19 protein-coding genes are annotated in these 24,059 nt (G+C 43.2%); 5 read left to right on the forward strand and 14 right to left on the reverse strand.

What is annotated here, in order from left to right:
• The first annotated feature begins 8 nt into the window (after nt 1-8).
• Nucleotides 9-968: an AEC family transporter gene (locus tag HFD99_RS02355; RefSeq protein WP_016822411.1), complete on the forward strand. Its 960-nt coding sequence runs from the start codon at nt 9-11 to the stop codon at nt 966-968.
• A gap of 368 nt (nt 969-1,336) precedes the next feature.
• Entirely contained in the window at nt 1,337-3,100 is a 1,764-nt protein-coding gene (locus HFD99_RS02360; protein ID WP_019687983.1) for a methyl-accepting chemotaxis protein, read from the forward strand.
• 93 nt (nt 3,101-3,193) lie between these two features.
• On the opposite strand, the gene HFD99_RS02365 is transcribed toward HFD99_RS02360, so the two are convergent.
• The 7 genes from HFD99_RS02365 to HFD99_RS02395 all read right to left on the reverse strand — a co-directional run bounded on the left by HFD99_RS02365 (nt 3,194) and on the right by HFD99_RS02395 (nt 13,669).
• Nucleotides 3,194-4,246, reverse strand: a complete 1,053-nt coding sequence (locus HFD99_RS02365) for a glycoside hydrolase family 53 protein (RefSeq protein ID WP_016822413.1) — start codon at nt 4,244-4,246, stop codon at nt 3,194-3,196.
• A 97-nt stretch (nt 4,247-4,343) separates the two neighbouring features.
• Nucleotides 4,344-6,431 (reverse strand): beta-galactosidase, encoded by a 2,088-nt coding sequence (locus HFD99_RS02370; protein WP_167440793.1) that lies wholly within the window; start codon nt 6,429-6,431, stop codon nt 4,344-4,346.
• A 28-nt stretch (nt 6,432-6,459) separates the two neighbouring features.
• Nucleotides 6,460-7,338, reverse strand: a complete 879-nt coding sequence (locus tag HFD99_RS02375) for a carbohydrate ABC transporter permease (protein WP_016822415.1) — start codon at nt 7,336-7,338, stop codon at nt 6,460-6,462.
• Nucleotides 7,339-7,365: 27 nt separating this feature from the next.
• Nucleotides 7,366-8,256: an ABC transporter permease gene (locus tag HFD99_RS02380; RefSeq protein ID WP_016822416.1), complete on the reverse strand. Its 891-nt coding sequence runs from the start codon at nt 8,254-8,256 to the stop codon at nt 7,366-7,368.
• Nucleotides 8,257-8,445: 189 nt separating this feature from the next.
• Nucleotides 8,446-10,128 (reverse strand): extracellular solute-binding protein, encoded by a 1,683-nt coding sequence (locus HFD99_RS02385; RefSeq protein ID WP_045244408.1) that lies wholly within the window; start codon nt 10,126-10,128, stop codon nt 8,446-8,448.
• A 120-nt stretch (nt 10,129-10,248) separates the two neighbouring features.
• Nucleotides 10,249-11,874 (reverse strand): response regulator transcription factor, encoded by a 1,626-nt coding sequence (locus HFD99_RS02390; protein ID WP_039276118.1) that lies wholly within the window; start codon nt 11,872-11,874, stop codon nt 10,249-10,251.
• On the reverse strand, nt 11,849-13,669 hold the full coding sequence (locus HFD99_RS02395) for a sensor histidine kinase (protein WP_045244407.1): 1,821 nt from the start codon (nt 13,667-13,669) through the stop codon (nt 11,849-11,851). The genes HFD99_RS02390 and HFD99_RS02395 overlap by 26 nt, the downstream gene beginning before the upstream one ends.
• Before the next feature lie 114 nt (nt 13,670-13,783).
• On the opposite strand from HFD99_RS02395, the gene HFD99_RS02400 reads away from it, so the two are divergent.
• Complete coding sequence (locus tag HFD99_RS02400; RefSeq protein WP_016822419.1) at nt 13,784-13,960, forward strand: hypothetical protein; 177 nt, start codon at nt 13,784-13,786, stop codon at nt 13,958-13,960.
• On the opposite strand, the gene HFD99_RS02405 is transcribed toward HFD99_RS02400, so the two are convergent.
• Nucleotides 13,953-14,390 (reverse strand): NucA/NucB deoxyribonuclease domain-containing protein, encoded by a 438-nt coding sequence (locus tag HFD99_RS02405; RefSeq protein WP_016822420.1) that lies wholly within the window; start codon nt 14,388-14,390, stop codon nt 13,953-13,955. The genes HFD99_RS02400 and HFD99_RS02405 overlap by 8 nt on opposite strands.
• Nucleotides 14,391-14,531: 141 nt before the next feature.
• On the opposite strand from HFD99_RS02405, the gene HFD99_RS02410 reads away from it, so the two are divergent.
• Both HFD99_RS02410 and HFD99_RS02415 read left to right on the forward strand, forming a co-directional pair.
• Nucleotides 14,532-14,726, forward strand: a complete 195-nt coding sequence (locus HFD99_RS02410) for a hypothetical protein (protein WP_016822421.1) — start codon at nt 14,532-14,534, stop codon at nt 14,724-14,726.
• Nucleotides 14,727-15,111: 385 nt separating this feature from the next.
• Nucleotides 15,112-15,414, forward strand: a complete 303-nt coding sequence (locus HFD99_RS02415; RefSeq protein ID WP_013371923.1) for a hypothetical protein — start codon at nt 15,112-15,114, stop codon at nt 15,412-15,414.
• Nucleotides 15,415-15,491: 77 nt separating this feature from the next.
• On the opposite strand, the gene HFD99_RS02420 is transcribed toward HFD99_RS02415, so the two are convergent.
• From HFD99_RS02420 to fabD, 6 genes are all read right to left on the reverse strand, one after another.
• Nucleotides 15,492-17,378 (reverse strand): Ig-like domain-containing protein, encoded by a 1,887-nt coding sequence (locus HFD99_RS02420; protein WP_025365234.1) that lies wholly within the window; start codon nt 17,376-17,378, stop codon nt 15,492-15,494.
• 120 nt (nt 17,379-17,498) lie between these two features.
• Nucleotides 17,499-17,921: a hypothetical protein gene (locus tag HFD99_RS02425; RefSeq protein ID WP_016822423.1), complete on the reverse strand. Its 423-nt coding sequence runs from the start codon at nt 17,919-17,921 to the stop codon at nt 17,499-17,501.
• Nucleotides 17,922-17,937: 16 nt separating this feature from the next.
• The gene (locus tag HFD99_RS02430; RefSeq protein WP_016822424.1) at nt 17,938-18,606 is read right to left on the reverse strand and encodes a uracil-DNA glycosylase; all 669 of its coding nucleotides are present in this window, start codon (nt 18,604-18,606) and stop codon (nt 17,938-17,940) included.
• A gap of 259 nt (nt 18,607-18,865) precedes the next feature.
• Nucleotides 18,866-19,528 (reverse strand): S-layer homology domain-containing protein, encoded by a 663-nt coding sequence (locus HFD99_RS02435; protein ID WP_025365235.1) that lies wholly within the window; start codon nt 19,526-19,528, stop codon nt 18,866-18,868.
• A gap of 225 nt (nt 19,529-19,753) precedes the next feature.
• Nucleotides 19,754-21,523 carry an aspartate--tRNA ligase gene (aspS, locus tag HFD99_RS02440; protein ID WP_025365236.1) on the reverse strand — a complete coding sequence of 590 codons (1,770 nt, stop codon included), beginning with the start codon at nt 21,521-21,523 and terminating at the stop codon, nt 19,754-19,756.
• Nucleotides 21,524-21,690: 167 nt separating this feature from the next.
• A complete protein-coding gene (fabD, locus tag HFD99_RS02445) occupies nt 21,691-24,042 on the reverse strand; it encodes an ACP S-malonyltransferase (protein ID WP_025365237.1) in 2,352 nt (783 codons plus the stop codon).
• Nucleotides 24,043-24,059 lie beyond the last annotated feature (17 nt).

Consider the following 24,059-nt stretch of genomic DNA (forward strand, 5'->3'; position numbering starts at 1 on the left):
GCGACATCATGGCTACAGGTCATATTTTTATTATTTTAATTCCTATTTTCTTTGTCATTTTAATTGGTTATTTTGCAGGTTTTTTTAAGGCCTTTAACCCAGCTTCTTCTAAGGGACTAAATACACTGGTAACCAAATTTGCTTTACCTGCACACTTGTTTATTGGTATTACGACGACACCACGAGAGACGTTAATCCAAAAGTGGCCCTTTCTTGTTGCTTTGCTGCTTGGGGTGATTGGCTTTTATATTGTATTGCTCATCTTATATCGCTTGATTGCAAAAAAAGGCCTGACAGAATCCTCCATGTTCGCATTGAATTCGACACAGCCCTCTTTTGCATTCATGGGGATTCCCGTTTTGGGAAGCTTGTTCGGAAGTGCGGCAGTCGCCATTCCTATTGCGATTACCGGCATCGTTGTTAATGCGATTCTTGATCCACTTGCAAGTATTTTGGGAACGGTCGGCCAGCGCAAATCAACACAATCTGACGACACAAAAGGCAATTTATTTAAAGTCACTATAAAATCTGTCCTTCATGGACTCAGTGAACCGCTGGCTTGCGTACCCTTGATTGGTGTTGTATTGACTTTATGCGGATTCCAAGCTCCAAAACTTTTGCAATCTATGTTTGACCAAATCGGCAATATTACTGCGGGTACGGCTCTATTTGCTATTGGGGTAACTATTGGGATTAAAAAGATTACGTTCAGTCCAAAAGCACTTAGTATCGCTGTGCTGAAAGCGATCGTAATGCCTATGGTTATGCTCGGTATTGCTGTTCTGATCGGACTGTCCCCTGAGGATGTAACCAAAGCCGTACTGCTTGTCGCATTTCCCGGCTCTGCTGTAGCCGCTATGATCGCGACCCGCTATGAATCACTGGAAACAGAAGCGGCATCTGCATTTGTTATAAGCTCAGTATTATCGCTTATTTCGCTCCCTCTGCTCATTTCACTACTTGTATAATGACAGAAAGCTTTCAACGTTCAGCGAAAGACTGTTATATATAATGATTAAGGGCATTCGTTCGCCCGCATTTATCTTATTTTTTAAATATTGTTCAAACAATAAAGTAATTTAGTTGTATTTGAGTTGAAACCAGCTATCCTGTCTTGCTAGCAAGCGGCGACCTACATTTATTGCATGTGGGTTGCCGCTTTTTATTTTTGGTAAGCTTCCATACAATTTGTTGGTTCTCATCATTATTTTCATTATCCATCAGTAAGTATATCCCAATTGTAATAATTCGCTAACATTTATAAAGGAAATTGACGAAATATATAAGGGATAGCTGTACTGTAGCATTAAATTAAAATTTAAAGGAGAAGAAACTTGTGAAAAACTTGAAGTGGAGCACTATGTCCTTTTTTGGTAAAAATCTATTAATATCTTTTCTTAACATCGTATTAATAGGTGCTATTCTTATCACATCTAGCTATATACTTCAAAAGAACATTCTCACCACGCAGCTGCAAGATCAGGTTAAAGTGCTGACCAAAAAATGGGCAGAAGATGTTGACAAAACAAAAGTACAACAAGCATTAAGCGAAAAAGATTATAACGGTTCTGTTCAACAGGAATTACGTAAATTTCTAGATTCTATTCACACATTTTATCCTAACGTCGCCCAAGCTTACATATTTGGGACAGAACTAAAAGAAGGAAATCAAACCTCCATTATTGGCGTTCCCACTAATTTGGTGCAAGCTTTCCAAGACTCGAAGATGAATATTGGGGATATGTACACTCTGCCTGACGAAAATGCAGAAGCCGTAAATAAAGTGCTTCAATCCAATGAATCAGCATTGAGCAGCTTTTATACGGACGAATATGGCACATGGACTACGATTGTTTACCCGATTACAGATGCAAGTGGTAAAGTCACAAGTGCAATTTACTTTGACGTAGATGCGAGCTCTGTACCTACGGGTCTTCATAAGCTGCTTGTATATGGTGTTTCACTGCTCATTCTGTTTCTTGCTATCTTCTTGACGATTCAATACTTGCTGGTAAAACGCACGCTCTCCCCAATTCGTTCCTTGATGAAGGGAATTGAAGAAGTCAGCGAGGGTAATCTGAATGTAAAAATTAAGACAGGACTAGACGACCTTGGTATTATTAATCAAAAATTTAATTCTATGATCAAGCGCCTTAACGATACAATGGTGAAAGTACAGGATACGACGCAAGAAGTAACGGGATCAGCCCAGGAATTGTTAAGCATCAGCGAGAAAAACAGTACGAATACAAACGTCATTAACAGCAATATCCGGGAAATAACCCAGGGGCTTGAGGCTCAGGATCACGCAGCACTTGAAAGCTCCAGGGCTATGAATGAAATGTCTACAGTGATCCAAACCATCGCTGAAAGCTCCTCTTCTGTTGCGGATCAAGCTTATTCCATGGAAAAGCGCTCCGTTGAAGGCAATCAGGTAGCTCAAAAGCTATCCACTCAGATGGATTCTATCTCCACTACAATGGAAAGTACAGTTGATTCCGTTAATGCATTGCAGAACCGTTCTAACGAAATCAGTAATATTGTAAGCATCATTACCGGTATTGCCAGCCAAACGAATCTGCTTGCCCTCAACGCTTCGATTGAAGCTGCCAGAGTCGGCGAAGAAGGCAAAGGTTTTGCAGTAGTAGCTGGAGAAGTGCGTAATTTGGCTGAACAGTCTCAAGAATCCGCCAAACAAATTGCAGAGCTTATTGAAGAAATTCAAAAAGAGATTGAACAAACTGTAAAAGGCATTAGCCTGGGTACAAAAGAAGTTCACGTCGGACTGGAAGTTACGAAGCAGACAGGCGAAATGTTCTCTGAAATTTTAGAAGCGTCCAACAAAGTGTCGTCACAAATCCAGGAGGTATCCAGTGCAACTGAGCAAATCTCGGCCAGCACGCAGGAAATGTCAGCTACCTCGGACGAGTTGTCTTCCACAGTTAGCAAAACAGTCAACAGCAGCAAACAAATTGAACAAACCATTGGGGAACAGACAGAGTCTATGGCTTCGATTGTCCAAGCTTCGGACAAGCTTACATTGATGTCCGGGGAGCTGGAAGAGCTTATTTCATTCTTCAAGGTAAACCGGGAAGTCTAAACATTATAACTACCCAATCATCATAAAACAAAGAACCTCTAATCTGCATAGAATGCGCATTAGAGGTTCTTTGATATGCTCTTACATCGTTCTTTAGTTTAAAAAGCCTTCCAACGCTGAGGTTGGCTTACCGTCAGCCTGCCAAGCACCTTTGTTATAGCCTTGATTATAACCTGGGGTTGCAGCTGGCTCCCAATAAAATACGCCCACGCCTTTACCGCCTCCGATACTCCGCACCTTCGTTTTGATTGCGGAAATAAATGCCTTGGAAGCAGCAGGTTCATTATATTCCATCCCGATTTCACTGATAACAATGCCTTTACCATATTTCGCAATGAGGCTATTGGCATTGGTAATCGTCTGATCCACCTTACCCTGCCAGTCAGAGGAAGACGGATATAGAGACAGTCCAATAAGGTCAAACTGAGCTCCATTATCAATCAGTCCACCAATGTTCCAGTTTAAAACGGAACTGTTATCCCCGTTAGCTAAATGTACGATCGTCTTGGTGCTGCTGCTTACGGATTTAACAGCGTTATTCCCTGTATTGACGAGCCACGCATAGTTTTTCATATTCACTGAGGCTTTGCCGTCATCCCAGAGCATGCCATTGTTCGTTTCATTGCCGATTTGCACCCAATCCGGTGTCACACCCTTGCTCTTCATCGTGTTCATAACATAGACGGTATGGGACCAGACCGCATCCATAAGTTGTGTAAATGTAAAATTGCGCCATGCGTAAGGCTTATTCTGCTGTCCTGGGTCAGCCCATGAATCGCTATAATGCAGGGTCAGCATAACGCTCATGCCTAACTTTTGAGCTCGCTGCGCAAGTTCTGCTGCCTTCTCGGCATTCATGTATCCGCTTGCATAATCCTTCATGTCAGGATTTACCCACACTCGAATACGAACCGAATTGATCTGATAATCGTCCCGTAAAATTTGCAGCACATCCCGGCGAACCCCTTTTTTATCCTTCCAGGTCATACCTTGGGCTTCCATCCCTGCGACCCAGCTTATATCTGCTCCTTTGGCGAAAGCAGGGGCGGCCGAAGCCGCACCCACTCCCACAGAGCCCAATGGGTACAAAAAGCTGGATAACAAGATCAACATCGCAAATACCATAGTACGTTTACCTGTTTTCATAAGTCATCCCCTATCTAAATTGTATACTCACATTGCCTCTGGCCAATCCACCTGCTCCCTCACTCGGGAATCAGCGGCGATCACATGTATAACGTGTCTAATTATTGCGCTCTGTCTTTAGAACCTTAACAGCATAGGCACCCAATTGAACGCTGCTGTCTGCTATCACAAGATTTTCAAGCATATCCGTATAAGTTCGTCCATCCAGTGTAATCTCTTGCGGCTCATGCGTAAAATTCATTACAAAAATATAATCATGAACTCCATCGGTACGAATCGCTGTGTTCACTCCATGTGGCAACTGCACATCGAGTGCTTTACTGAGACCTGCCTCATCAATTAAACTCTTGTAAAAATGACTATGGAATAGTCCGGTGTTGCGTGATGCGATGTAATAAGCTTTTCCCTGTCCCAAACGATTCACCGTCAAAGCCGGACGTCCTGCATAAAAGTCTGTCCCGTACTTAGCCAGTACCTCTGCACCCTCCGTATGAATGAGATCACACAATTCAACAGCTTCATATTCCCCTTGTAGATCCAGCTCATTGCCTTCAATCGGTATAATGTAGTTACGATCGTGATCATGTAATCCATCAATTTCTTCCAACCAGATGCCCAGCGTTTTACGAAGCGGCCCTGGAAAGCCTCCAAGGAAACACAAATCATGTTCATCCACAATGCCAGACCAATAGGTTGCTACGAAAATGCCGCCATTTTCGACAAACTTCTGTATGCGCTCCCCTACACCGCTGCGGACCATATACAACATCGGAGCGACCAAAAGTTTATATTTGGAGAAATCTGCATCCATATGAATGACATCTACTGGCACTCCCTGCTCCCACAATGCCAAATAATGTGCTTCAGCTGTCTCCTCATATTTCACCCCTTTGTTCCGCGGTCCCTGTGAATCGTTGATTCCCCAACGGTTCTCCCAGTCAAAAATGACTGCGGCCTCAGCCGGTACGGATGTACCAATCACCTCCTCCAGTTTTTCCAGCGCATGACCGACATCTGTCACGTCCCCGAATACCCGAGTATGCTCATGACCAACATGATCGACGACCGCACCATGCAGCTTTTCACTCGAACCGCGGCTTTTCCGCCACTGAAAATATTGAACAGTGTCTGAGCCGTGCGCCACAGCCTGTAAAGACGATAGCAGATGCATGCCCGGTCGCTTCAGCTTGCTAACGTCTTGCCAGTTCGTCAAACTTGGCGTACTTTCCATGAGCATCCAAGGTTTCCCACCTTTAATGGAGCGAATAATATCGTGCATCATAGCCACTCTTGCAGCTTGACGGCTGTCATCTCCTTCACGGTCATGCCAGGTCGGATAACTATCCCAGGAAATAACATCGAGCAGATCAGCAAACTTCCAGTAATTCAATCCTTCGAAAAACTCCATTAAATTGGTTGTGACTGGAATGTCCGGATTTGCAGCCTTAAGCGGCACAATCTCATGCTTGATAAAATCTGCGGTCTGTTCGGTTACAAACCGTCTCCAGTCCAAATTCATGGCATGAACCTGCGTTTCACCATGAGGTGCTGGAGATTCGACTTGGCTCCAATCTGTAACTGTATGACTCCAAAATGTTGTCCACCATGAATGATTAAGCTGATCCAGCGTACCATATTTATCCTGCACCCAAGTGCGAAACGCCTCCTGACAATAATCACAGTGACAGTCTCCACCAAATTCATTGGAAATGTGCCAGCCAATAACAGCAGGATGATTAGCATATCGCTCAGCCAGCTTCGTATTCATGATACGTACTTTTTCCCGGTATACAGGCGACGTATAACAGTGGTTATGTCGAAACCCGTGCAAGTTACGGACACGGTTAACCCCTACACGCAGCACCTCGGGATATTTTTGCGACATCCAGGCTGGTCTTGCTCCGCTCGGAGTGGCCAAAAACGCATAGATTCCGTTCTCAGCAAACGAATCCAGAATACGATCCAGCCATTCAAACGTAAATACACCTTCCTCAGGCTCCAAGGATACCCATGAGAAAATGCCGACAGACATTACGTTGCATTTGGCTAGTTTCATCAAGCGGATATCCTCCGCTAACACCTCGGGATATTGCTGCCATTGCTCCGGGTTATAGTCTGCTCCATGCAGCATACGCGGAACTCGCTCACTAATGGGAGGGTACTTGGTTATGTTTGGATATGTCACTGTAAATCATCTCCTTGTATTAGTTCTGTTACTCTTTGACGGAACCTAACGTCATACCTTTAACAAAATACTTTTGTAAAAATGGATATACAATAAGAATAGGCGCTGCACCAATGAAAATTTGTGCTGCATTAACCGTCGTCTGAGACAGTAATTCCATCTCTTTGGGACTCATGCTCATGGAGCTCATATCCTTCTGTATAATTACAGTTTGCAGGAACGTCGCCAGCGGATAATCCTTTGCATTGCTCAAATAGAGCAGACCATCAAACCATGAGTTCCAATGAAATACCATACTGAACAGCGCAATCGTCGCAATGGAAGGCATGGATATCGGTAAGAAAATACTAAACAATGTCCGAAAATGCCCTGCTCCGTCGATCAATGCCGCCTCTTCCATCTCTTTGGGGATACCTCTGAAAAAGTTCAGCATAAGAATGACCAGAAATGTATTGACCGCTCCTGGCAATACAAGTACCCAGAAGCTGTCCATAAGATGAATCTTTTGAATAACCATATAAAATGGAACCAGACCACCGTTAAAAATCATACTAAATACAAACAGCCATGAATAAATGTTGCGACTACGGAACACCGTGGTTTCCTTCGAAAGCGGATAAGCAGCTAAAAAGGTAATCAGCAGCGTCAAGCCGGTTCCCAAGACAGTTCGGCAGACGGAAATCCAGATGGAGTGCAGAAAAATTGGGTTATTCATCGTCTTCTTATAGGCTTCTAAAGAAAATTGCACTGGCCACAGTCCAACCAGATTGGCATCTGCTGCTGATTTAGCACTAAACGATACCGCCAACACATGGATCAGTGGAACGATACACATGATAGACAATATCACAAGCAAGCAAATGTTGAACACATTAAAAATGCGGTATGGCGTTGTTTTATGATACATGACTCTCCCTCTTTCAGCCTCGTGGAATCAGAATATGCGGTAACCTGCCCATTTGTAAGCAAGCCGATAAGATATCAGAATGAGAATCATACTGATAACGGATTTGAACAATCCAATGGCGGTAGCAAAGCCCATCTCCCCATTGATCAATGCTGTCCGGTAGACGAATGTGTCAATAATATCGCCTTTTTGGTATACCAGCGGATTATAAAGGTTGAAAATCTGGTCAAAACCAGCATTCAGAACATTACCAAGGGCAAGCGTCCCAACAACGACCACCATCGGAATCAATGATGGTACAGTAATGTGCAGCGTCTGTCTCCATCGGCTCGCTCCATCCATTTCAGAAGCCTCATACAACGAAGGATTGATACCCGCCAGTGCAGCGAGGAATACGATGGTATTGTAGCCAAACTCTTTCCATATGTCCGATACAATGACGGTAAAACGAAACCAGTTGTTATCTCCCAGAAAGAAGATAGGCTGGATTCCTATACTTCCAAGAATCCGGTTCATAAATCCGTCAGTAGCCAACAGATCAATCAGAATGCCACCCAAGATTACCCAGGACAGAAAGTGTGGCAGATACACCAATGTCTGAATGGAGCGCTGAAGTCCGACCTTGCGAATTTCATTCAGCAGGATAGCAAAAACAAACGGAACCAGCAGATTGAAAAACATCTTTAACACAGCAATAATCAGCGTATTCCATACGACCTGAAGACTGTCCTCCCGTTGGAACAAAAAGCGGAAATTATCCAGTCCAACCCATTCAGAACCAGTTATGCCTAGCCAAGGTTTGTAATTTTGAAAGGCCATCACGATGCCGCCCATTGGAATGTAGCTGAATACAATTAAGAAAATGATGGCTGGCAGCAGCATGATATGAAATGGCCACGTACGTTGCAGACTTCTCATTGCAGTTCCTCCTGTAATTCTCATGGTATACCTCAATTATAAAAGCGTTTTCGCAGTCCCAACAGTTCAAAAAACCAACATACATGGCACAAAAGCAATCATTTTTATTTAATCCATATGAAGCTGAAGTAAAAAGGCTGTCCACCTTGGGACAGCCTTTTTCAATCTGTTTTACACCATCGACAACTTTTACTTTTCGACGCTCTTATACCATTCGTTTACTTCCTTTGTAATTTGTTCGCCACCAGCGGCTTTCCACGTCTGTACAAAGGTATCAAAAGCGGAAATCGGCTGTTTGCCATAAATAATTTCATTGAACGTCTGGCTTTCAATCTTATCGAGATAATCCTTTTTAGCCTTCATCGTTGGCGTGGTTGGTCCTGTAAACTGATCTTTCATAGAGATATCCTTTTGTTCCATAAGCACTTTGGCCGCTGCGGGAGTGTCTTTCCCGTAATTCACCATTACATCTTTCTCCAGTCTGGTTTTCGGTTCTGCACCGTCAGCCAAGCTTAACAAAGCCTTCATTTGGGCATCAGGGATACGTGCACCATCACGAACCAGCAAATAACGAATAGAGTTTACATAACCACCCGGTATTTTATCAATAGACACCAGCTTTCCATTGGCATCTAAATCATAATCGTAGCCCTTAAACAGCCCATTCGACAAATCACCGTCCGGTTTGGCATTTGCATAATGATCAAACAAGTAATTTTGATATGTGAAGAAGGCTTCAGGATGCTGCATTTGTTTGTTGATGAGTACGACACCATTGGTGTACTGCGTTCCATGACGCATAGCTTTGTTGTCAGGTCCGGCTGGAATCTTGATCGGCTTCCATACAGCACTCGGCGCATTTTTAACCGTATCTTGAAGCGGCCATCCACTCATCCAATATGGCCCAGGAATCATCCCGGCTGTCCCTGCAACTGTAGGTTCTGATGTTTTATTTTCATCCCACAATGCTGCTTCCTGAGGGATATATCCTTTTTTGAGCCACTCGCTCAGTTTTTGCAGACCCAGCTTCATGCCAGGCTGGACAGAGCCATATTCCAAGCTGCCGTTTGCACCTTTGTTCCACTGCTGGGGTAGTGTGCCATAAGCCCCGAAAATCCAGGATGGGTCACCCATCCAAGTGTTCATGGATGTTTTGAAACCGATGCTGAGCGGGGTCACTTTGTCCGGAGCCAATCCGTCCGGATTTTTGTTTTTAAAGGCATCCATCACTTTTTCCAGATCATCCATCGTCTCAGGAGCCTTCATCCCCAGCTTATCCAACCAATCTTGTCGTACCCACAATACATAATCATGGTTATAGGCGAAATCAAGCACAGGGATACCCATTTTTTTACCATCCCGGCTATACTGATTCCATACATTCGTATCCTGACTCATGGCCTGCTTCCAAGAATCCGAAGCATATTTATCAAACAACGGGCCAACTTCAGCGAACATACCGGAATCGATCATATCCTGGGCCAGCTGCTCATTCTCCGTTCCCAGTACAACGACATCAGGCATCTCCTGACCAGAGGACATCGCCAACCGCAGCTTGGTAGCAAACGCACCGTTTGTATCCGTGACAGACCAGAGTGATTTTATATTAATACCAAATTTCTCTTTGGCCCATTTCGTCGCAACGTTATTTTCGATAGATTCGCCATTTTTAAATTTTAAGGCGGGATCTACACCCCATACCGTGGATATTGTAACTTCTGGGTTGTATTTTTCTTTGTATACGTTTTCAGTTTTAGCTGTACTGTCCGCATTCCCATCATTTCCTGCACCTGAGCAGCCCACAAGGCCAACCCCTAATACCATAGTTGCGGCGAGCAACGACAATAGCTTTTTCTTCGAATGAACTCGCATCTTGTTCCCCCTCTAAAAATCATTTTCTACTCTTTTATTATAAGAGGGCTTTTCTTAGCAGCCTATGTCACAAAATAAATATTTCTGCACCTTTCCCAACTGATCTTTACTCATTCGTCTTTACTGGTCCCGAAATTCATGCGGAGTCATTCCATAATGTTTTTTGAACATCTTGCTGAAATATTGGGGATTCTGATAGCCGAGTTCAGTTGTTATTTCATATATTTTTTTGTTGGAATATTTGAGCAAATAAAGAGCCCGTTCCATTCTCATTCGGATAATATAATCTCCCAGGCCTTCCCCAGTTTCGGCTTTATAGATTTTGGACAAATAGACGGGATGAAGATAGACCTGATCGGCAATCGTCTTAACAGACAGCTCCTGTCCTTTATCCTGAGCGATCAACTCCTGAACCTGCTTGACCACATAGCTTTTGGCGCTTTGCTCGCTTGCGGACCACTCGGCTTTAAGCTTGTTCATCATGGAAAATATCCACTCTTTGAGGTGGGGAAACGAATGAACCAATTTCTGCGCATGTAACGGATCGAAGCCTACCTGGTCCATTTGTGTAATGAAGCGTCCTTGTTTGTGAGCTGTATACATAAAGGCGCTCGTTACCGAAATAAACAGTTCATACAAATGCTCGCGTGTATAACCTGCCTCTTCCATTTTGCCAAATACACGGCTTACTTTTGCTTCGGCCTCTTCCCATTGCCTGGACTCTAGCAGATGAGTAAGCGTAGGGTGCGTATAAAGACCCTCCAGCGACTTCACTGAGCTATGTGACTGTTCTGTCTGCTCTTCTATGAATAGCAGTGGATTCGTTTCCTCCTGTTGGTTCCAATATAAGGATCTGATTGCTGTCTGATATAGCTTAGGCAGCTCATCCGGGAAATGAAACCAATTCGTTAATGTGACGTAAATTTCACCTTTCAAGTAATTGCTCACATTTTTTCGAAAGGTCTCAATCGCTGCACGCAAAAAATGATTCTGTTCATCCACAGTCCTTTCAGCAAATAAATCCCAATTTCCTTCAATTAACACGATTAGGCAATCATGTGGCGCTTTGCAATGCCAAACATGAAAATCAGGAGCAAACACTTCTTCTGCAATATTTCCAATCGCATACTCAATTAAGGACACTGAGTGATAATCCATATCAGAAAAATGCTTGCCCAACTGAATAAGCAGCATACTGGCAGGATGTTCTGTACGTAGCTTGATTTCATATTCGGACATTTTGTCCGTTATTTTCTGTACAGTCAAATCACGCCCGAGTAACAAATCGTGCATCAAATGAGTGCGCAGCACACCGAAATCGTTCCTGCGACTGTATTGTAATTGATGAACCTTGTCAAATGCTTCCCATTCTTCCTTTAGCGAATCCATAGCAGCTGACACACATTTGATAAACTCATCATCATCCACCGGCTTTAATATGTAATCAAAAGCCTTAAGCTGGAGCGCTTTTTTAGCGTATTCAAAATCAGCATAGCCTGTCAGTAATAAACTTCGGATGTGCGGCCAACGTTCGTTTACTTCAACAATCAGCTCTAATCCCGTCATGCCAGGCATACGAATGTCCGTAACCAGAATATCAATATCATGCGCTTCCAGCACATCTACTGCTGCCAAGGCTGAAGCTGCTTGATGTACCCTCTCAATTCCCAATGACTCCCAGGGTATGGTAGCCGCCAGGCTTTCGGTAACATAGCTCTCATCATCGACTAATAATATCTGAACCATCAGTATCCTCCAATTTACTATTTCTTGAATTTGATGAAGAATGGAACACCCCGTCTTCCTGCCCTTCTTCCATTGACAGTGGCCATTTTAAAATCACTCTCAATCCTCCCAACGGAGACAACGAGAATTCCAGCCCGCCGTTTTCACCAAAATGTAATCGCATTCGTTGATGCACATTCCATAAACCATAGCCACTTTTCTCGTCCACAGGCTTCTCAAGTGCTAATGTCAAGGATGTTATATCCTCTTCACTCAAACCGAGTCCGTTATCGTCCACAATCAAGTACATGGATGAGCCGATGCACTCAGTCATAATACGGATGATCCCCTCCTCCGCCTGAGGTTCTATTCCGTGCAGCACTGCATTTTCCACCAGGGGTTGCAATACAAGCGGTGGAACCAGCAGACTACTCGCCTGTGAAGAAATATCAATAGTGAACGTTAACCGTGGCATACGCATCTGCTGAATTTTCAAATAATATTGTACAAACTCGACTTCATCCGATAAAGGAACCAAATCTCTTTCCTGTCTTGTCGTATAGCGATAATATTTGGACAAATTATGAGCCATAGCCACGACCGCCTCATGATTGCGCAGCTTTGCCATACTCGTAATAAAGGAAAAACAATTATAAAAAAAATGGGGATTGATTTGAGACTGGAGCTGCTTTAGACGAGCTTCCTTTACATGCAGCTTCTCAACGTAAACCTTCTCAAACAGCTCTTGAATCTGTTCGACCATCAGGTTGAATTGACGTGACAGAAATGCAAATTCATGACTACCCTTAGGACTCAAACGAACAGCATAGTCTCCATCCTTTAATCTCCTAAACGCCCGCACAAGCTGGAGAATCGGAACTTGTACCTGTGAGTGAAGAAGATAAGCACCAATGATCCCCACCAGTAGCGAGCCAACAACGGTTAGATAAAATAGTCGGTTAGATGAATAAATCGGAGACATCATATCGGACAAAGGCATGTAGTCAATCAAATACCAACCTGTTGTTTGCGAAAGAACGGCGTGAACAAGGTAACTCTCTTCTCCAATTTTCACGGTCAAATTATCAACTTCATGTAATCCCAATTTCTCCAGTTTCGCAATCAGCTGGCTTGACAATTCTTCATTTGCAGAGCGATTGTAAATCACGCCTACACCTTTTTTATAATAAAAAGGCTCCTTTCGCCCATCGCCTTTAAAGCGGTCAAGCATGTCCTGAATGTTGCTGCTATCGAATTCCACTTTAATAATTGTGTTAGCGGTTTCTGGATTGGCTAGTGAGGAAAACGGGGATAAGGTATACAATGAAAATATAAATTGATCCTTACCGTACACTCTTTTTTTAGATACCTGCCAGCCGTTTGTAATCGATTGTCTTAATTTCTTCTGATCATAATAACTGGCTCCATTCTCCGATACAACTCGTCCAAGCGAAGGAGAATATATACTCAGCCCTGTTCTCCAGTTCGAAGAGCTTTCCTGAAGCCCAAGCTTGGTTTGAATCCGCTTGACAAGGTTAATTCCATCCAGGTTGAGAGTCTTATCCTTTAAAAAAATTGCTTGGAAACTGGCTACATCAGGATCATGAATCAGCAGATGCGGCCAGGAGGAAATCATTTCAATATTCGTATTCACCTGGTTTTGAAAAAAAGTCAGCTGGTTATAATTGGATTGATTCAGTTCTTCACGTAATACGCCTGTCGTTGTCTGATTAGAGTAGACATACAGAAGCAGCACAGGTATCAGCAATACGATAACGATGGAAACGATTTTAGTATAAAAATTAAATTTTAACATGAGTTTTACACATCCTCTGCACAAAAAACAGGCATACTTAAAAGGTATGCCAGAGCCCTGACCTTCGTTGCCGCCACTACATACTATACATTATTAAGGGTTGGCGGTGATAATATGTTTGACGCTAAGCAAATGGAATGGTTAGATCAACTATCTGCTGAAGACCTGGCCATATTAGGTGCCGGCTTCAATACACTAGGTGATTTTTTTGATTTTTTGGCGCTGATTAAAGCCAAACAGGAAACATCTAAGGAGCTAAAAGGTAAAAACACTAAATCAAAAACTATTTAATAACGAATTTTACACGAGTCCCATCCTCATACTGATCTAACTGGTGACTGACCCATGATCCTGCCCCACGATTATCCTTAGGAGCTATGTATTTGATATTTGCACCCTTACCCCCTTCTGAGCACATAGCCATCGGCCATTCATCACGATCAAACCCTTTACGAGTAGGAACACCCGCAAGTGAATGCTGACGATTTTGCTCGGCTCCTTCCCGGTCAATTGTGCATACTGGTGATTTTCCCGCTTGAATGGCTTCCTTAATATGCTGCGCCGTTTCAGGATAACGACCTGACGGAAATTGCAGCGTTACCTGAGCTGATGAAGGCGGGTTCTCTCCTGTTATTTTCGTAAAAAGATTGTCTCCTTCAAACCAGTACGCTCCCACAGCTAGCAACACTAAGGCTATAAAACTTAGCAACTTTTTCTTCAATTTCCCTCTTCCTTTCAAGCTATTCCAGTAAATGACCTTCAGCTAAGGTAATCCCCAGATTTTATTTTTTGTAACCCCTTACCGACTATAAAAAAAGGTTAAATATCCGACGACAAATAGTATAGAGAGGAGGTTGTACGAATGAACGATGAGATCAAACTGGCCGTGAGCCAAATGCAAGCTGTTGTAATCCGGTTACTGAATGGAAATACCGTAATTGGCTGGCCTAAGCTCCTATCTGACCAAGAAACTCAGCAATTCAAGCTCTACGATGACGAACACGTATATACGATTTCCGTTAATGACGTGGATACAGTCGCAAGAGTTATTGTATAAGATACAGAGAACGACTTAATGAGTCATCCAGCGGACAAGCCCAAACAAGGCGCACCACAGGAGAAGACTAATCAGAATTCCCCAAAATAAACCTTTAAAAAGCTTCATACCATACTGACAACCTTTCCGACTGGGCTTTTTCCCCATTATAGCATGTCAGAAAGACAGCTGTCGCAGCCTGCTCTTACATTGTCTTCGTATCATATATTTTAAATTTTGAAATCACGATACCAAGAAAAAAGCACAAAATTCCGAGATTAGGACTGATCACCATTGAAAATGCAATCATGACATAATAAAAGTCACAATTTAACCGAAATTTAATGAAATTTTTCCGAAAATGATGTATAATTATTGACATAACAAAACGCACGAGGTGATCATCATGGCATTATTAAACAGAGTTAAAGAATTAAAATTACAACTGCCTAACGAGCATCATAGCATTTCACAATACGTGGAGCATGCATTGCATTCGATTGACAGTTTTGTAGAACAACATCGTCAATTTGTAGCTGCTCAAGCTTTATATGGTGAAAAAATCAACGGTACGGAAGAAAGATTATTTCGTGACACAATCGCTGAGATTAAAGCCCAACTAGTAGCTACTCTGGAGAAAACAGTTGAAGATTTCGCGCACAAAGGCGATAAGCACTGGAAAAATCATTATCAGGACGGCGTAGAATAAGCTGAAAATAAAACCCCCGGTCTTTGGACCGGGGGTTTATTTGTTTGGTATACGCCAGATGTGGCAATGTACGTAGACTATTTTAACACTTTGGCAGACGTCGTTACCTTCTTACCACCATAGACTACTTTAATACTGGAGCTTCCGCTATCCAAGGCCTTCACCTGACCAGCTGTAACCTGTACGATCGACGGTTTGGAGGATGTCCACACCGCTGAATTGGTCACATTCGCAGTCGCGCCTGAATCATAAACTGCACTCACGCTAAGCACTTGAGATGAGCCCTTAGGCAGCTTCAGGTTTTTATTGCTCAATACCAGCTTAAGCAACTTAGGTGTAACCTTAATCTCCACGTTAAACGACTTATCCTGGTACGTACCCGTAATGGTTGCTGTTCCAATTCCAACAGCTTTAATGGAAGACCCTTTTACGACCACTACAGAAGCATTCGATGTTGTCCATTTCACTTTGCTGCTCAGGGTAACTTTTTTACCATCTGTATAATTGCCGACGACTTTGATGGACTTACTTCCCTTCAAATTCATCTCAGCATTCGAAAAACTTGGTGTCAATGTAGAAATGGCTCCCTCCACAATGACAGGCACTTTCACGTATTTATTCATATACATTGCCTTGATTCCCGAGTTTCCACCACTCACCGCTTTTACTTTGCCATTTCCCACTGTAACTGCCGCTGTTGTAGCTACCCAGCTTACCTGGTTGGTCACATCCAGTACTCCGCCACCAGCCATGTGTGCTTTTACAGTCGGAATACTCGTTTCTTGGCCTGCAACCAATACATATTTTTTCTCAGAAGCCGTCAGCTTAAGAACCTTATATTGTACGGTCACTGGAATGTCCAGCTTGAGCGCACCTACTGTCGCTGTCAATGTTGCACTACCTGGGTTTACTGCTACCAGTTTACCATTTGCAATTTTGACTGCACTCTCACTGCTTAAGCTCCATTTTACATCGGATTGAACTGCTTTTTTGGCTCCATTGACCAAATAAGCAGATATACTCGGAAGAGATGTTTTGCTGCCAGTTTCAAGAGCCAGACTGGCTTTGCTTGAGACCAGTTTTTCGACAGTTGGAAGTACATTAATCTTCAGAGTCTTACTCAAACCATGATAGGAAGCTGTAATGGTCGAATTCCCTACATCCATCGGTGTGATTTTCCCTTGCTCTACAGTGGCAACCAGCGAATTAGAGGAAGTCCATTCTGCTGTGTTGGTCACATCTGTTTTGCCGCCAGTCAGGTTCACATCGGTTGCAGTAACCTGAATGGGGGAGCTCCCCATATAGACCGATTTGGAGCCAGTCTCACTCAGTACCAGTGCTTGGGATGAAGAGCGCACATACACGATCAATTGAGCATTAAGGCCATCTTTGGCGGCTTTTATATAAGTCACGCCTTTGGCAAGAGGACGTACAAGTCCATTTTCTACGGTAGCAACAGCTTCATTCGTGGAGGTCCATTCCACGCCGGACACATTTTCCGTGCCACCTCCGCTAAGCACACCTTGAGCAGTCAGTTGCTTCGATTCTCCGCCAATAGTCAGATTCAGAGGACCCGTCGGATTGAATTGCAACTTGCTGTAAGGCGATTTTACCGTAATCGTCGTACTTACCGTTTTCTGACCATATGTGGCAACAATCTTAATCTGCCCTTTGGACACTGGGGTAATGAGTCCCTTTTCTACCTTTAAAATACTTGAGTCCCCGGAGATCCATTCAGCTTCTTCGGTTACATCCGTTTTACCAGTCTGCGTCACAGACCACACTTTTAATTGAGCGGGGCTTCCACCCAGATTGATTGTGGTTGGATTTTGACTGTCCCACTGTACTGTGGAGGTCGTTTTCTCCTCAGCCCGGATCAAACCTGCTGGCCATGCTGCGAATACAAACATCAGCAAAGCAAGTAAGAAGGTACTCCGTTTGCTCATACGTTTCATACGCTCCATTCGTTTCTCTCCCTTGGTTTCATTCTATAAAACAGGATATTATTAACAATCCCATTATCTTTTATCGGTAAGCAGCTAACTAAATTGAACCCTTCATCAAAAAAAGGTGAATTATAACAGTTAAAGTTCGCCACGCAGTGACCTCACTACAAATAAATGCTCTGCCTTGGATAAGGTTTGTCCATCCTCAAGAGTCACATGGTCTGCCGAGTGACTAACCAGCTTTACATTATAAGCAATCAGTTGATCATCTCTCCAAATCGTCACCGCCGACTGAAAATGAATGGCATTATCAAACTGTAACGGAACATTCATTACATAACCGAAAGCGTTCAGCCTCGCTGGCTGGCGGCTTTTACGCTCACGTCCCGGAGGAAGCATGGTAATATGCGTAATATTTTCAAAAGGAATAGCCAGCATTTTCGGGCCCAAAATAACGCATTTTCGTATATCATCCCATTTTTCAAGTGTGCCGCGCACCTTCTGGGTATGACCATTGTTGCCGTGATATAAAATGACCTGACGTCCCTTCCATTGACGCATGTCCTCACCTCCCGTGCTAGCGGTTAGGAATCTCCCACCGAATCGGTTCCATTCCATGCTCTTGCAAAAATGCATTGGTACGTGAAAAAGGCTTGCTGCCAAAAAAACCTCTATGAGCCGCCAATGGACTCGGATGAGCAGATTTCAGCACCAAATGTTTGCTGGTATTCACGAAGCTTGCTTTTTTCTGAGCATGGCTCCCCCACAAAATGAACACTGCCGGCTGTTCACGTTCATTAATCGCTTCAATGACAGCATCCGTGAAACGTTCCCAACCTATTCCCTGATGAGATTGCGGTTGTCCTTCGCGCACGGTCAACACGTTGTTCAGCAGCAGCACACCTTGCTCCGCCCAAGGAACGAGGTATCCCTGATTCGGAATGGGAGTGCCGACATCATCGCGCAGCTCCTTGTATATATTTTGTAGAGACGGCGGTGTACGCACACCGGGTCTAACCGAAAAGCTCAAGCCGTGAGCTTGTCCCTCTCCATGGTATGGGTCCTGCCCTAATATAACCGCTTTGGTCAGATGATATGGCGTTAATTTGAGTGCTGAAAACAAATCTTCCTTTGGAGGATATACCTTATGTAACTTGTACTCTCGAGCTAACGTATACCTTAATTCATTAAAGTAAGGCTTTTCGACCTCTTCCCGTAGTACATCATCCCAGTCATTCCCAAACATACCGCTGTCTCCTCTCAATATGTAAATCTGTGAAAGCTGTTAACTTTTGTACAAACAAATAAAGCTGACCCCTCATCCGGAGCCAGCTTATTTATTCGTTACTTGTGTTTCTATGCCGAAGGACCAGAAAAGTATTCTTACGATAGTCAACTACCGCGGGGTCTAAATTCGATTTCCTTATTATAGCATTCACGGTATTGATGTCAAGTAACTGAATGCTTAAATTCCTCAGAAGTAAAGCTCTTAATTGCTGTATTGGTTACGATTTTGGATGAGCATTCAGGTATTCCAATGCATTGTATAACATAACAGCAGCTTCGGCACGTGTAATCGCACTTTTGGGATGGAAATTTCCTTTCCCATCCAGGACATTGACCTTGTACACTAGCGAGCGTTGAATGCTGCCTTGGTAAGAAGGCTCCAGCTCGCTGTCATCTGCAATATTTGCAGGTGCGATTTTAATCATGGGAAGAGCACCTGCTTTTTCCATGCCCTGAATCAACATGTGAGTGAACTCTTCTTTGGTTAGTGCTTTGGCAGGATTGATATCTTTTGGAATGTCTACACCGTTATAATACGCGTTAATAAAAGCTTCGGCGTACCAGGCGGTATCCCTAACCTGGGTAAACAGTCCACTCGCCTGCGGCGCCTGGTTCAAATCAATGGCGGCCAAACTAAGCTGAAGTCCGCCCGAGATCAACTGAATGCCTTGGGCAGCGGTCACTTTAGATGAGGGGAGAAACTGCGTGTCAGAGGCACCTTTAAGTAACCCCCGCTCTTTAAGGGATATGATTTTTTCTTTGCTATTTACATGGCCCAAATCCTTGAATTGACTGTCTGCCGCAGACAAATGACCTCCAATCGAGAAGGACAGTAGAGCTATAGTCGTAAGGGCTGCGATTGCACTTTTTCTCATGCTCATGTTAAGTTCCACCTTGTAGTTGAATTAGGCCGCTTGGCCGTTAACAACTTCTTGACGTGGTTCACGATAGAAAGGTTGCAGCAGTTGCTACTAACCTAAATTGAACAATCTAAGCTACATAAAAAAACTCTCCTCTGCTTCTAGCAGGGAGAGTTTTTAGCTCACTCAATCGGATTTAATTGCGTGCTGGATTCAGCTTTGCTTGCAGTATCTTGTTGAATCCGTTCATTCTGTTTGTGGCTTGGCATTTGCCAATTTTATATGAACATCTCTCAATTGTTTGTCAGTAACCTCTGAAGGGGCTCCCATTAATACATCCTGTGCTTTACTGTTCATTGGAAAAGCAATAACCTCTCGAATATTCGATTCATTTGCAAGGATCATTACAATCCTATCAATTCCAGGTGCTATACCTGCGTGAGGGGGTGGCCCAAATTGAAAAGCATTAAAGAGTGCAGGAAATTTACTCTTAATCTCTTCATATGTATAACCCGCGATCTCAAAGGCTTTTACCATAATCTCTGTATCGTGGTTACGGACAGCCCCCGAGGACAGCTCAATTCCATTACATACAATATCATATTGGTACGCCAGGATCTCCAGAGGATTCATATTCAACAGCGCATCCATGCCACCTTGCGGCATCGAAAATGGGTTATGGCTGAACTCTATTTTATGAGTATCAGGGTCCAATTCAAACATGGGGAAATCAACAATCCAGCAAAACTTAAACGTATCCTTTTCCAATAAATCCAGCCTTTTTCCTAATTGGTTTCGGACAGCGCCAGCTATTTTTTCGACATTTTTAAGCTCATCGGCAGCAAAAAACAGGGCATATCCCGGACCAGCTTGCGTTACATCGATCAATTCGTTTTTTACCTTCTCCGGTATAAACTTTGCAATCGAGCCGCTGATAGACATATCATCATTAACCTTAATCCATGAGAGACCTTTCGCTCCAGCCTCCATAGCAAAGTTCACGATATCGTCGTAAAAGCTTCTTGGCTGTGCTTCACAACCAGGAGTAGCAATAACTCGTATCGTTTTATTTTTAAACACTTTAAAATCACTCTCTATAAAAAGCTCTGTAACATCATGGATAATTAATGGATTTCTTAAATCAGGTTTATCGCTCCCATATTTGAGCATGGCTTCTTGATAGGGAATTCTACTAAAAGGCTTTGAAATTTTAAAATGTGTAAATTCAGAAAAAACTTCATACAGCATATTTTCAACTACATTAAAAACATCTTCCTGTGTAGCAAAAGCCATTTCCATATCCAGCTGATAAAACTCACCGGGTGATCTGTCTGCTCTTGCATCCTCATCTCTAAAGCACGGAGCAATTTGAAAATATTTATCAAAGCCGGAGACCATTAATAGTTGTTTGAATTGTTGAGGTGCCTGAGGCAAGGCATAAAATTGACCTGGATGCACTCTACTAGGAACTAAATAGTCTCTGGCGCCCTCTGGAGATGAACTTGTCAGAATCGGTGTCTGAATCTCCAAAAAATCCAAATCAATCATCTTTTTTCGGATACTTTGAATGACTTTAGAGCGAAGTACAATATTATCATGCAGATTTTCATTGCGCAGATCCAGGAAACGATACTTTAATCTTAAATCTTCCCGGGCTTCATGTGCTGAAGATACTTCAAAAGGCAATGGGTTCATGACCTTCCCTAACACTTCTATCTCCTTGGCAACGACTTCAATATATCCGGTTTTCATTTGGGGACTGATCGTGCTTGCAGACCTGTGACATACAGTTCCTACGACAGAGATGGTTGATTCCCTGCTGATCTTGGATGCAAAATCTTTTAACTCATTAGGATCAGAGACAACGATTTGCGTAACCCCATAATGATCCCTAAGGTCAATAAAAACAATCCCGCCAAGGTTACGCATATTTTTAATCCAACCTGCAATTCTCACGATTTCCCCGACATGCGTTTGATCCAATTCTCCACAGTTATGAGTTCTATATCTATGCACAGAAACACCCTCTTTCTTTTACCCTAGTATCTACATGGTTTCAATGATGTAACCCATGGTCTGATTGCATATATTGCTACTCTATTCTGCATGAATCCGGCCATGGGCTTATACGGTTAGAACATACTGCACTTCATTATTAGCTTCTTGCCCTAGCTTGAATCCAACTAGATTGTAAGACTAGCAGTTAAAGCTTTAAATCTTTCATTCAGGTGCTCTGCAGTCTCAACCATTATTTTTTGTCCTATATCGTCAACATGTCTATTCTTCCAATTCTCAAGATCTGTCCCCTTAACCCATTGATTAAAAGCGCCGAGGGCTGGTCCGCAGTGTACTTGATAATCGACTCTGTTGTTTTTGTCGCCATTAATGGCAAGTCGAGTAGAATAAGTAAAGTACCATCTAAATATCAAGGCCATCTTCCGTTTCGGGATTCTTTCAGCTTTTTCAATGATTTCAGGCGGATAATAAGCTTTAATATCTTCGTAGACTTGTTCAATACTCTTCTTAAAATACTTTTCTTCAATATAGTGTTTTGTTTCTCTATCAATTTCATCTATGGAATTATAATTACGGTAAAGGTCATATAATTTATTCGCCCTGGCTGGGAAAAACACTCCTTTTTTCATAACCTGAACTTTTGCGCCCATTTCAAACATATCCCCTGCTGGAGCGTAGTCCGTATCCTGAATGTTTAACTGCTGAAGCAAATCTTTTACTTCATCACTCGTCCCTGCTTCAACTGTGCACTGATTGATTGAACCCGTCATGATAAAATCAGCACCCAGTATAAACGCCGCCGCTGCAGCTTGTGGAGTCCCTATTCCCCCGGCTGCCCCTACCCTTATACTTTTATTGTATTTATACTTTCGAATCGCTTCATCCCTCATCTGAAGCATCAGCGGGACCAATACATAAGCAACTGCATGGTCAGTATGCCCACCTGAGTCAGCCTCGACGCACAAATCATCTACCATGGGAATTTCCATCCCCATCATCGCTTCTTCCCGGCTGATCCTATTTTCCGCCAGCAGCTTATTGATAATATTCTGAGGCGCAGGACTCAGGAAGGCTTCAACAACCTCTGGCCTGGATACTTTCGCAATAATTCTGTTCTGTGGCGTAACATTTCCCTGTGCATTCCGTCTCAGCCCCTTCAGCCTGTACCTAACCAAAGAAGGTGTGATACTCATAAACGCAGAGGCTTCAATATTTCTAACACCGTATTTTATGTACAAATCAACGATGTTATTTTCTATGTCTGGGTGGTCCGGCACATGAATCAGATTCATTCCATAGGCTTCGCCATGGTTCAATTGCTTCTGAATATACTTTATGGTTTCCTCCAGAGCATCCATCTTCACTCCCCCAGCTCCAAAAAATGCCATCATTCCTGCCTTTCCTGCTGTTACGACCATCTCTTTTGAAGAGATTCCCTTGTACATAGAGCCTATAAGATACGCATACTTAATTCCGTAATCTTGTTTAAATTCGCTATGCCCAAGAGACTCTGCCGTAAATCGTTTGCTGGATTCCAGTACGTCATGACCGGATTTTGTTCTGGGAGCCAGTCGCTTTTCGAATATCGATTCATCATTTCTCAACGTATCCTTCGACATCCTCTTCTGTACCTGTTCGTTTCGGTCTTCAACCTCTGTCACGATCAATGGCTCGGCTTCTCGTTGTATGGCATTAACCAATCCTGCCACAACATTTCCAGGCCCGATTTGGATAAACTGGGTTACACTTTTACCCATCAGATACCGTATACTCTCCGACCACTTGACCGGGCTTACAATCTGGTTGATCAACGTGCTTCTTAAGTCCTGCTGCTTGTAGGGTCTGGCATGGACATTGGAAATAACGGGTATTTTGATGTTCGAGAATTCAAATGGCGCCGCATAGGCCTCAAATTTCTGTTTGGCATTTTCCATATACCTGGAGTGAAATGCTCCACTTACATTCAAAACCACATAATTTCGGGCTCCTGCATCTTCAAAAATCGGTTTCGCCTGCTCAATCAGTTCCTTTGGCCCTGAAATGACAATCTGGCTGGGCGAATTATAGTTGGCAACATCGAGCTCTATTAATTTATTTTTCTCCATTACTTCCCGAAACACTTCTTCTTTCAAGCCTAAAACTGCCGCCATTCCGCCACCAGTAGCCCGAGCCATCAGCTCTCCTCTTTTTTGGACCAGCTTCAAGCCGGTTTCAAAATCAAACGCTTCCGCGGCAAATAAAGCATTATATTCACCCAAGCTATGTCCTGCAACATAATCGGGTTTTCTTCCGGTCTCTCTTATTTTTTTCAGATAGCTTAAAGCGTTTACGACGAATAGGGCTGGCTGGGTAAAATCCGTTTGCCCGAGCTGGTTGGCAGGGTCTTCAAGGCACAGCTTCTGGATAGAATAACCAAGAACTGCATCCGCTTTGGCAACCAATTCTGGAAATTCATCAAACAGTCCTTCGCCCATACCTTTTACTTGAGCTCCTTGTCCAGGGAACAGATATGCAATCATTGATTTCCTCCTTGTTA

The sequence above is a fragment of the Paenibacillus sp. EKM301P genome, assembly GCF_011800295.1.
GTDB lineage: Bacteria > Bacillota > Bacilli > Paenibacillales > Paenibacillaceae > Paenibacillus > Paenibacillus polymyxa.

Excerpts from the sequence above, each read along its gene's own strand:
- HFD99_RS02425 (WP_016822423.1), bottom strand. The coding sequence starts at position 17,921 with ATGCGTCAATGGAAGGGACGTCAGGTCATTTTATATCACGGCAACAAT.
- HFD99_RS02365 (WP_016822413.1), bottom strand. The coding sequence starts at position 4,246 with ATGAAAACAGGTAAACGTACTATGGTATTTGCGATGTTGATCTTGTTA.
- HFD99_RS02395 (WP_045244407.1), bottom strand. The coding sequence starts at position 13,669 with ATGTTAAAATTTAATTTTTATACTAAAATCGTTTCCATCGTTATCGTA.
- HFD99_RS02400 (WP_016822419.1), top strand. The coding sequence starts at position 13,784 with ATGTTTGACGCTAAGCAAATGGAATGGTTAGATCAACTATCTGCTGAA.
- HFD99_RS02420 (WP_025365234.1), bottom strand. The coding sequence starts at position 17,378 with ATGGAGCGTATGAAACGTATGAGCAAACGGAGTACCTTCTTACTTGCT.
- HFD99_RS02410 (WP_016822421.1), top strand. The coding sequence starts at position 14,532 with ATGAACGATGAGATCAAACTGGCCGTGAGCCAAATGCAAGCTGTTGTA.
- HFD99_RS02390 (WP_039276118.1), bottom strand. The coding sequence starts at position 11,874 with ATGGTTCAGATATTATTAGTCGATGATGAGAGCTATGTTACCGAAAGC.
- fabD (WP_025365237.1), bottom strand. The coding sequence starts at position 24,042 with ATGATTGCATATCTGTTCCCTGGACAAGGAGCTCAAGTAAAAGGTATG.
- HFD99_RS02415 (WP_013371923.1), top strand. The coding sequence starts at position 15,112 with ATGGCATTATTAAACAGAGTTAAAGAATTAAAATTACAACTGCCTAAC.
- HFD99_RS02355 (WP_016822411.1), top strand. The coding sequence starts at position 9 with ATGGCTACAGGTCATATTTTTATTATTTTAATTCCTATTTTCTTTGTC.
- HFD99_RS02430 (WP_016822424.1), bottom strand. The coding sequence starts at position 18,606 with ATGTTTGGGAATGACTGGGATGATGTACTACGGGAAGAGGTCGAAAAG.
- HFD99_RS02385 (WP_045244408.1), bottom strand. The coding sequence starts at position 10,128 with ATGCGAGTTCATTCGAAGAAAAAGCTATTGTCGTTGCTCGCCGCAACT.
- HFD99_RS02435 (WP_025365235.1), bottom strand. The coding sequence starts at position 19,528 with ATGAGCATGAGAAAAAGTGCAATCGCAGCCCTTACGACTATAGCTCTA.
- HFD99_RS02375 (WP_016822415.1), bottom strand. The coding sequence starts at position 7,338 with ATGTATCATAAAACAACGCCATACCGCATTTTTAATGTGTTCAACATT.
- HFD99_RS02380 (WP_016822416.1), bottom strand. The coding sequence starts at position 8,256 with ATGAGAAGTCTGCAACGTACGTGGCCATTTCATATCATGCTGCTGCCA.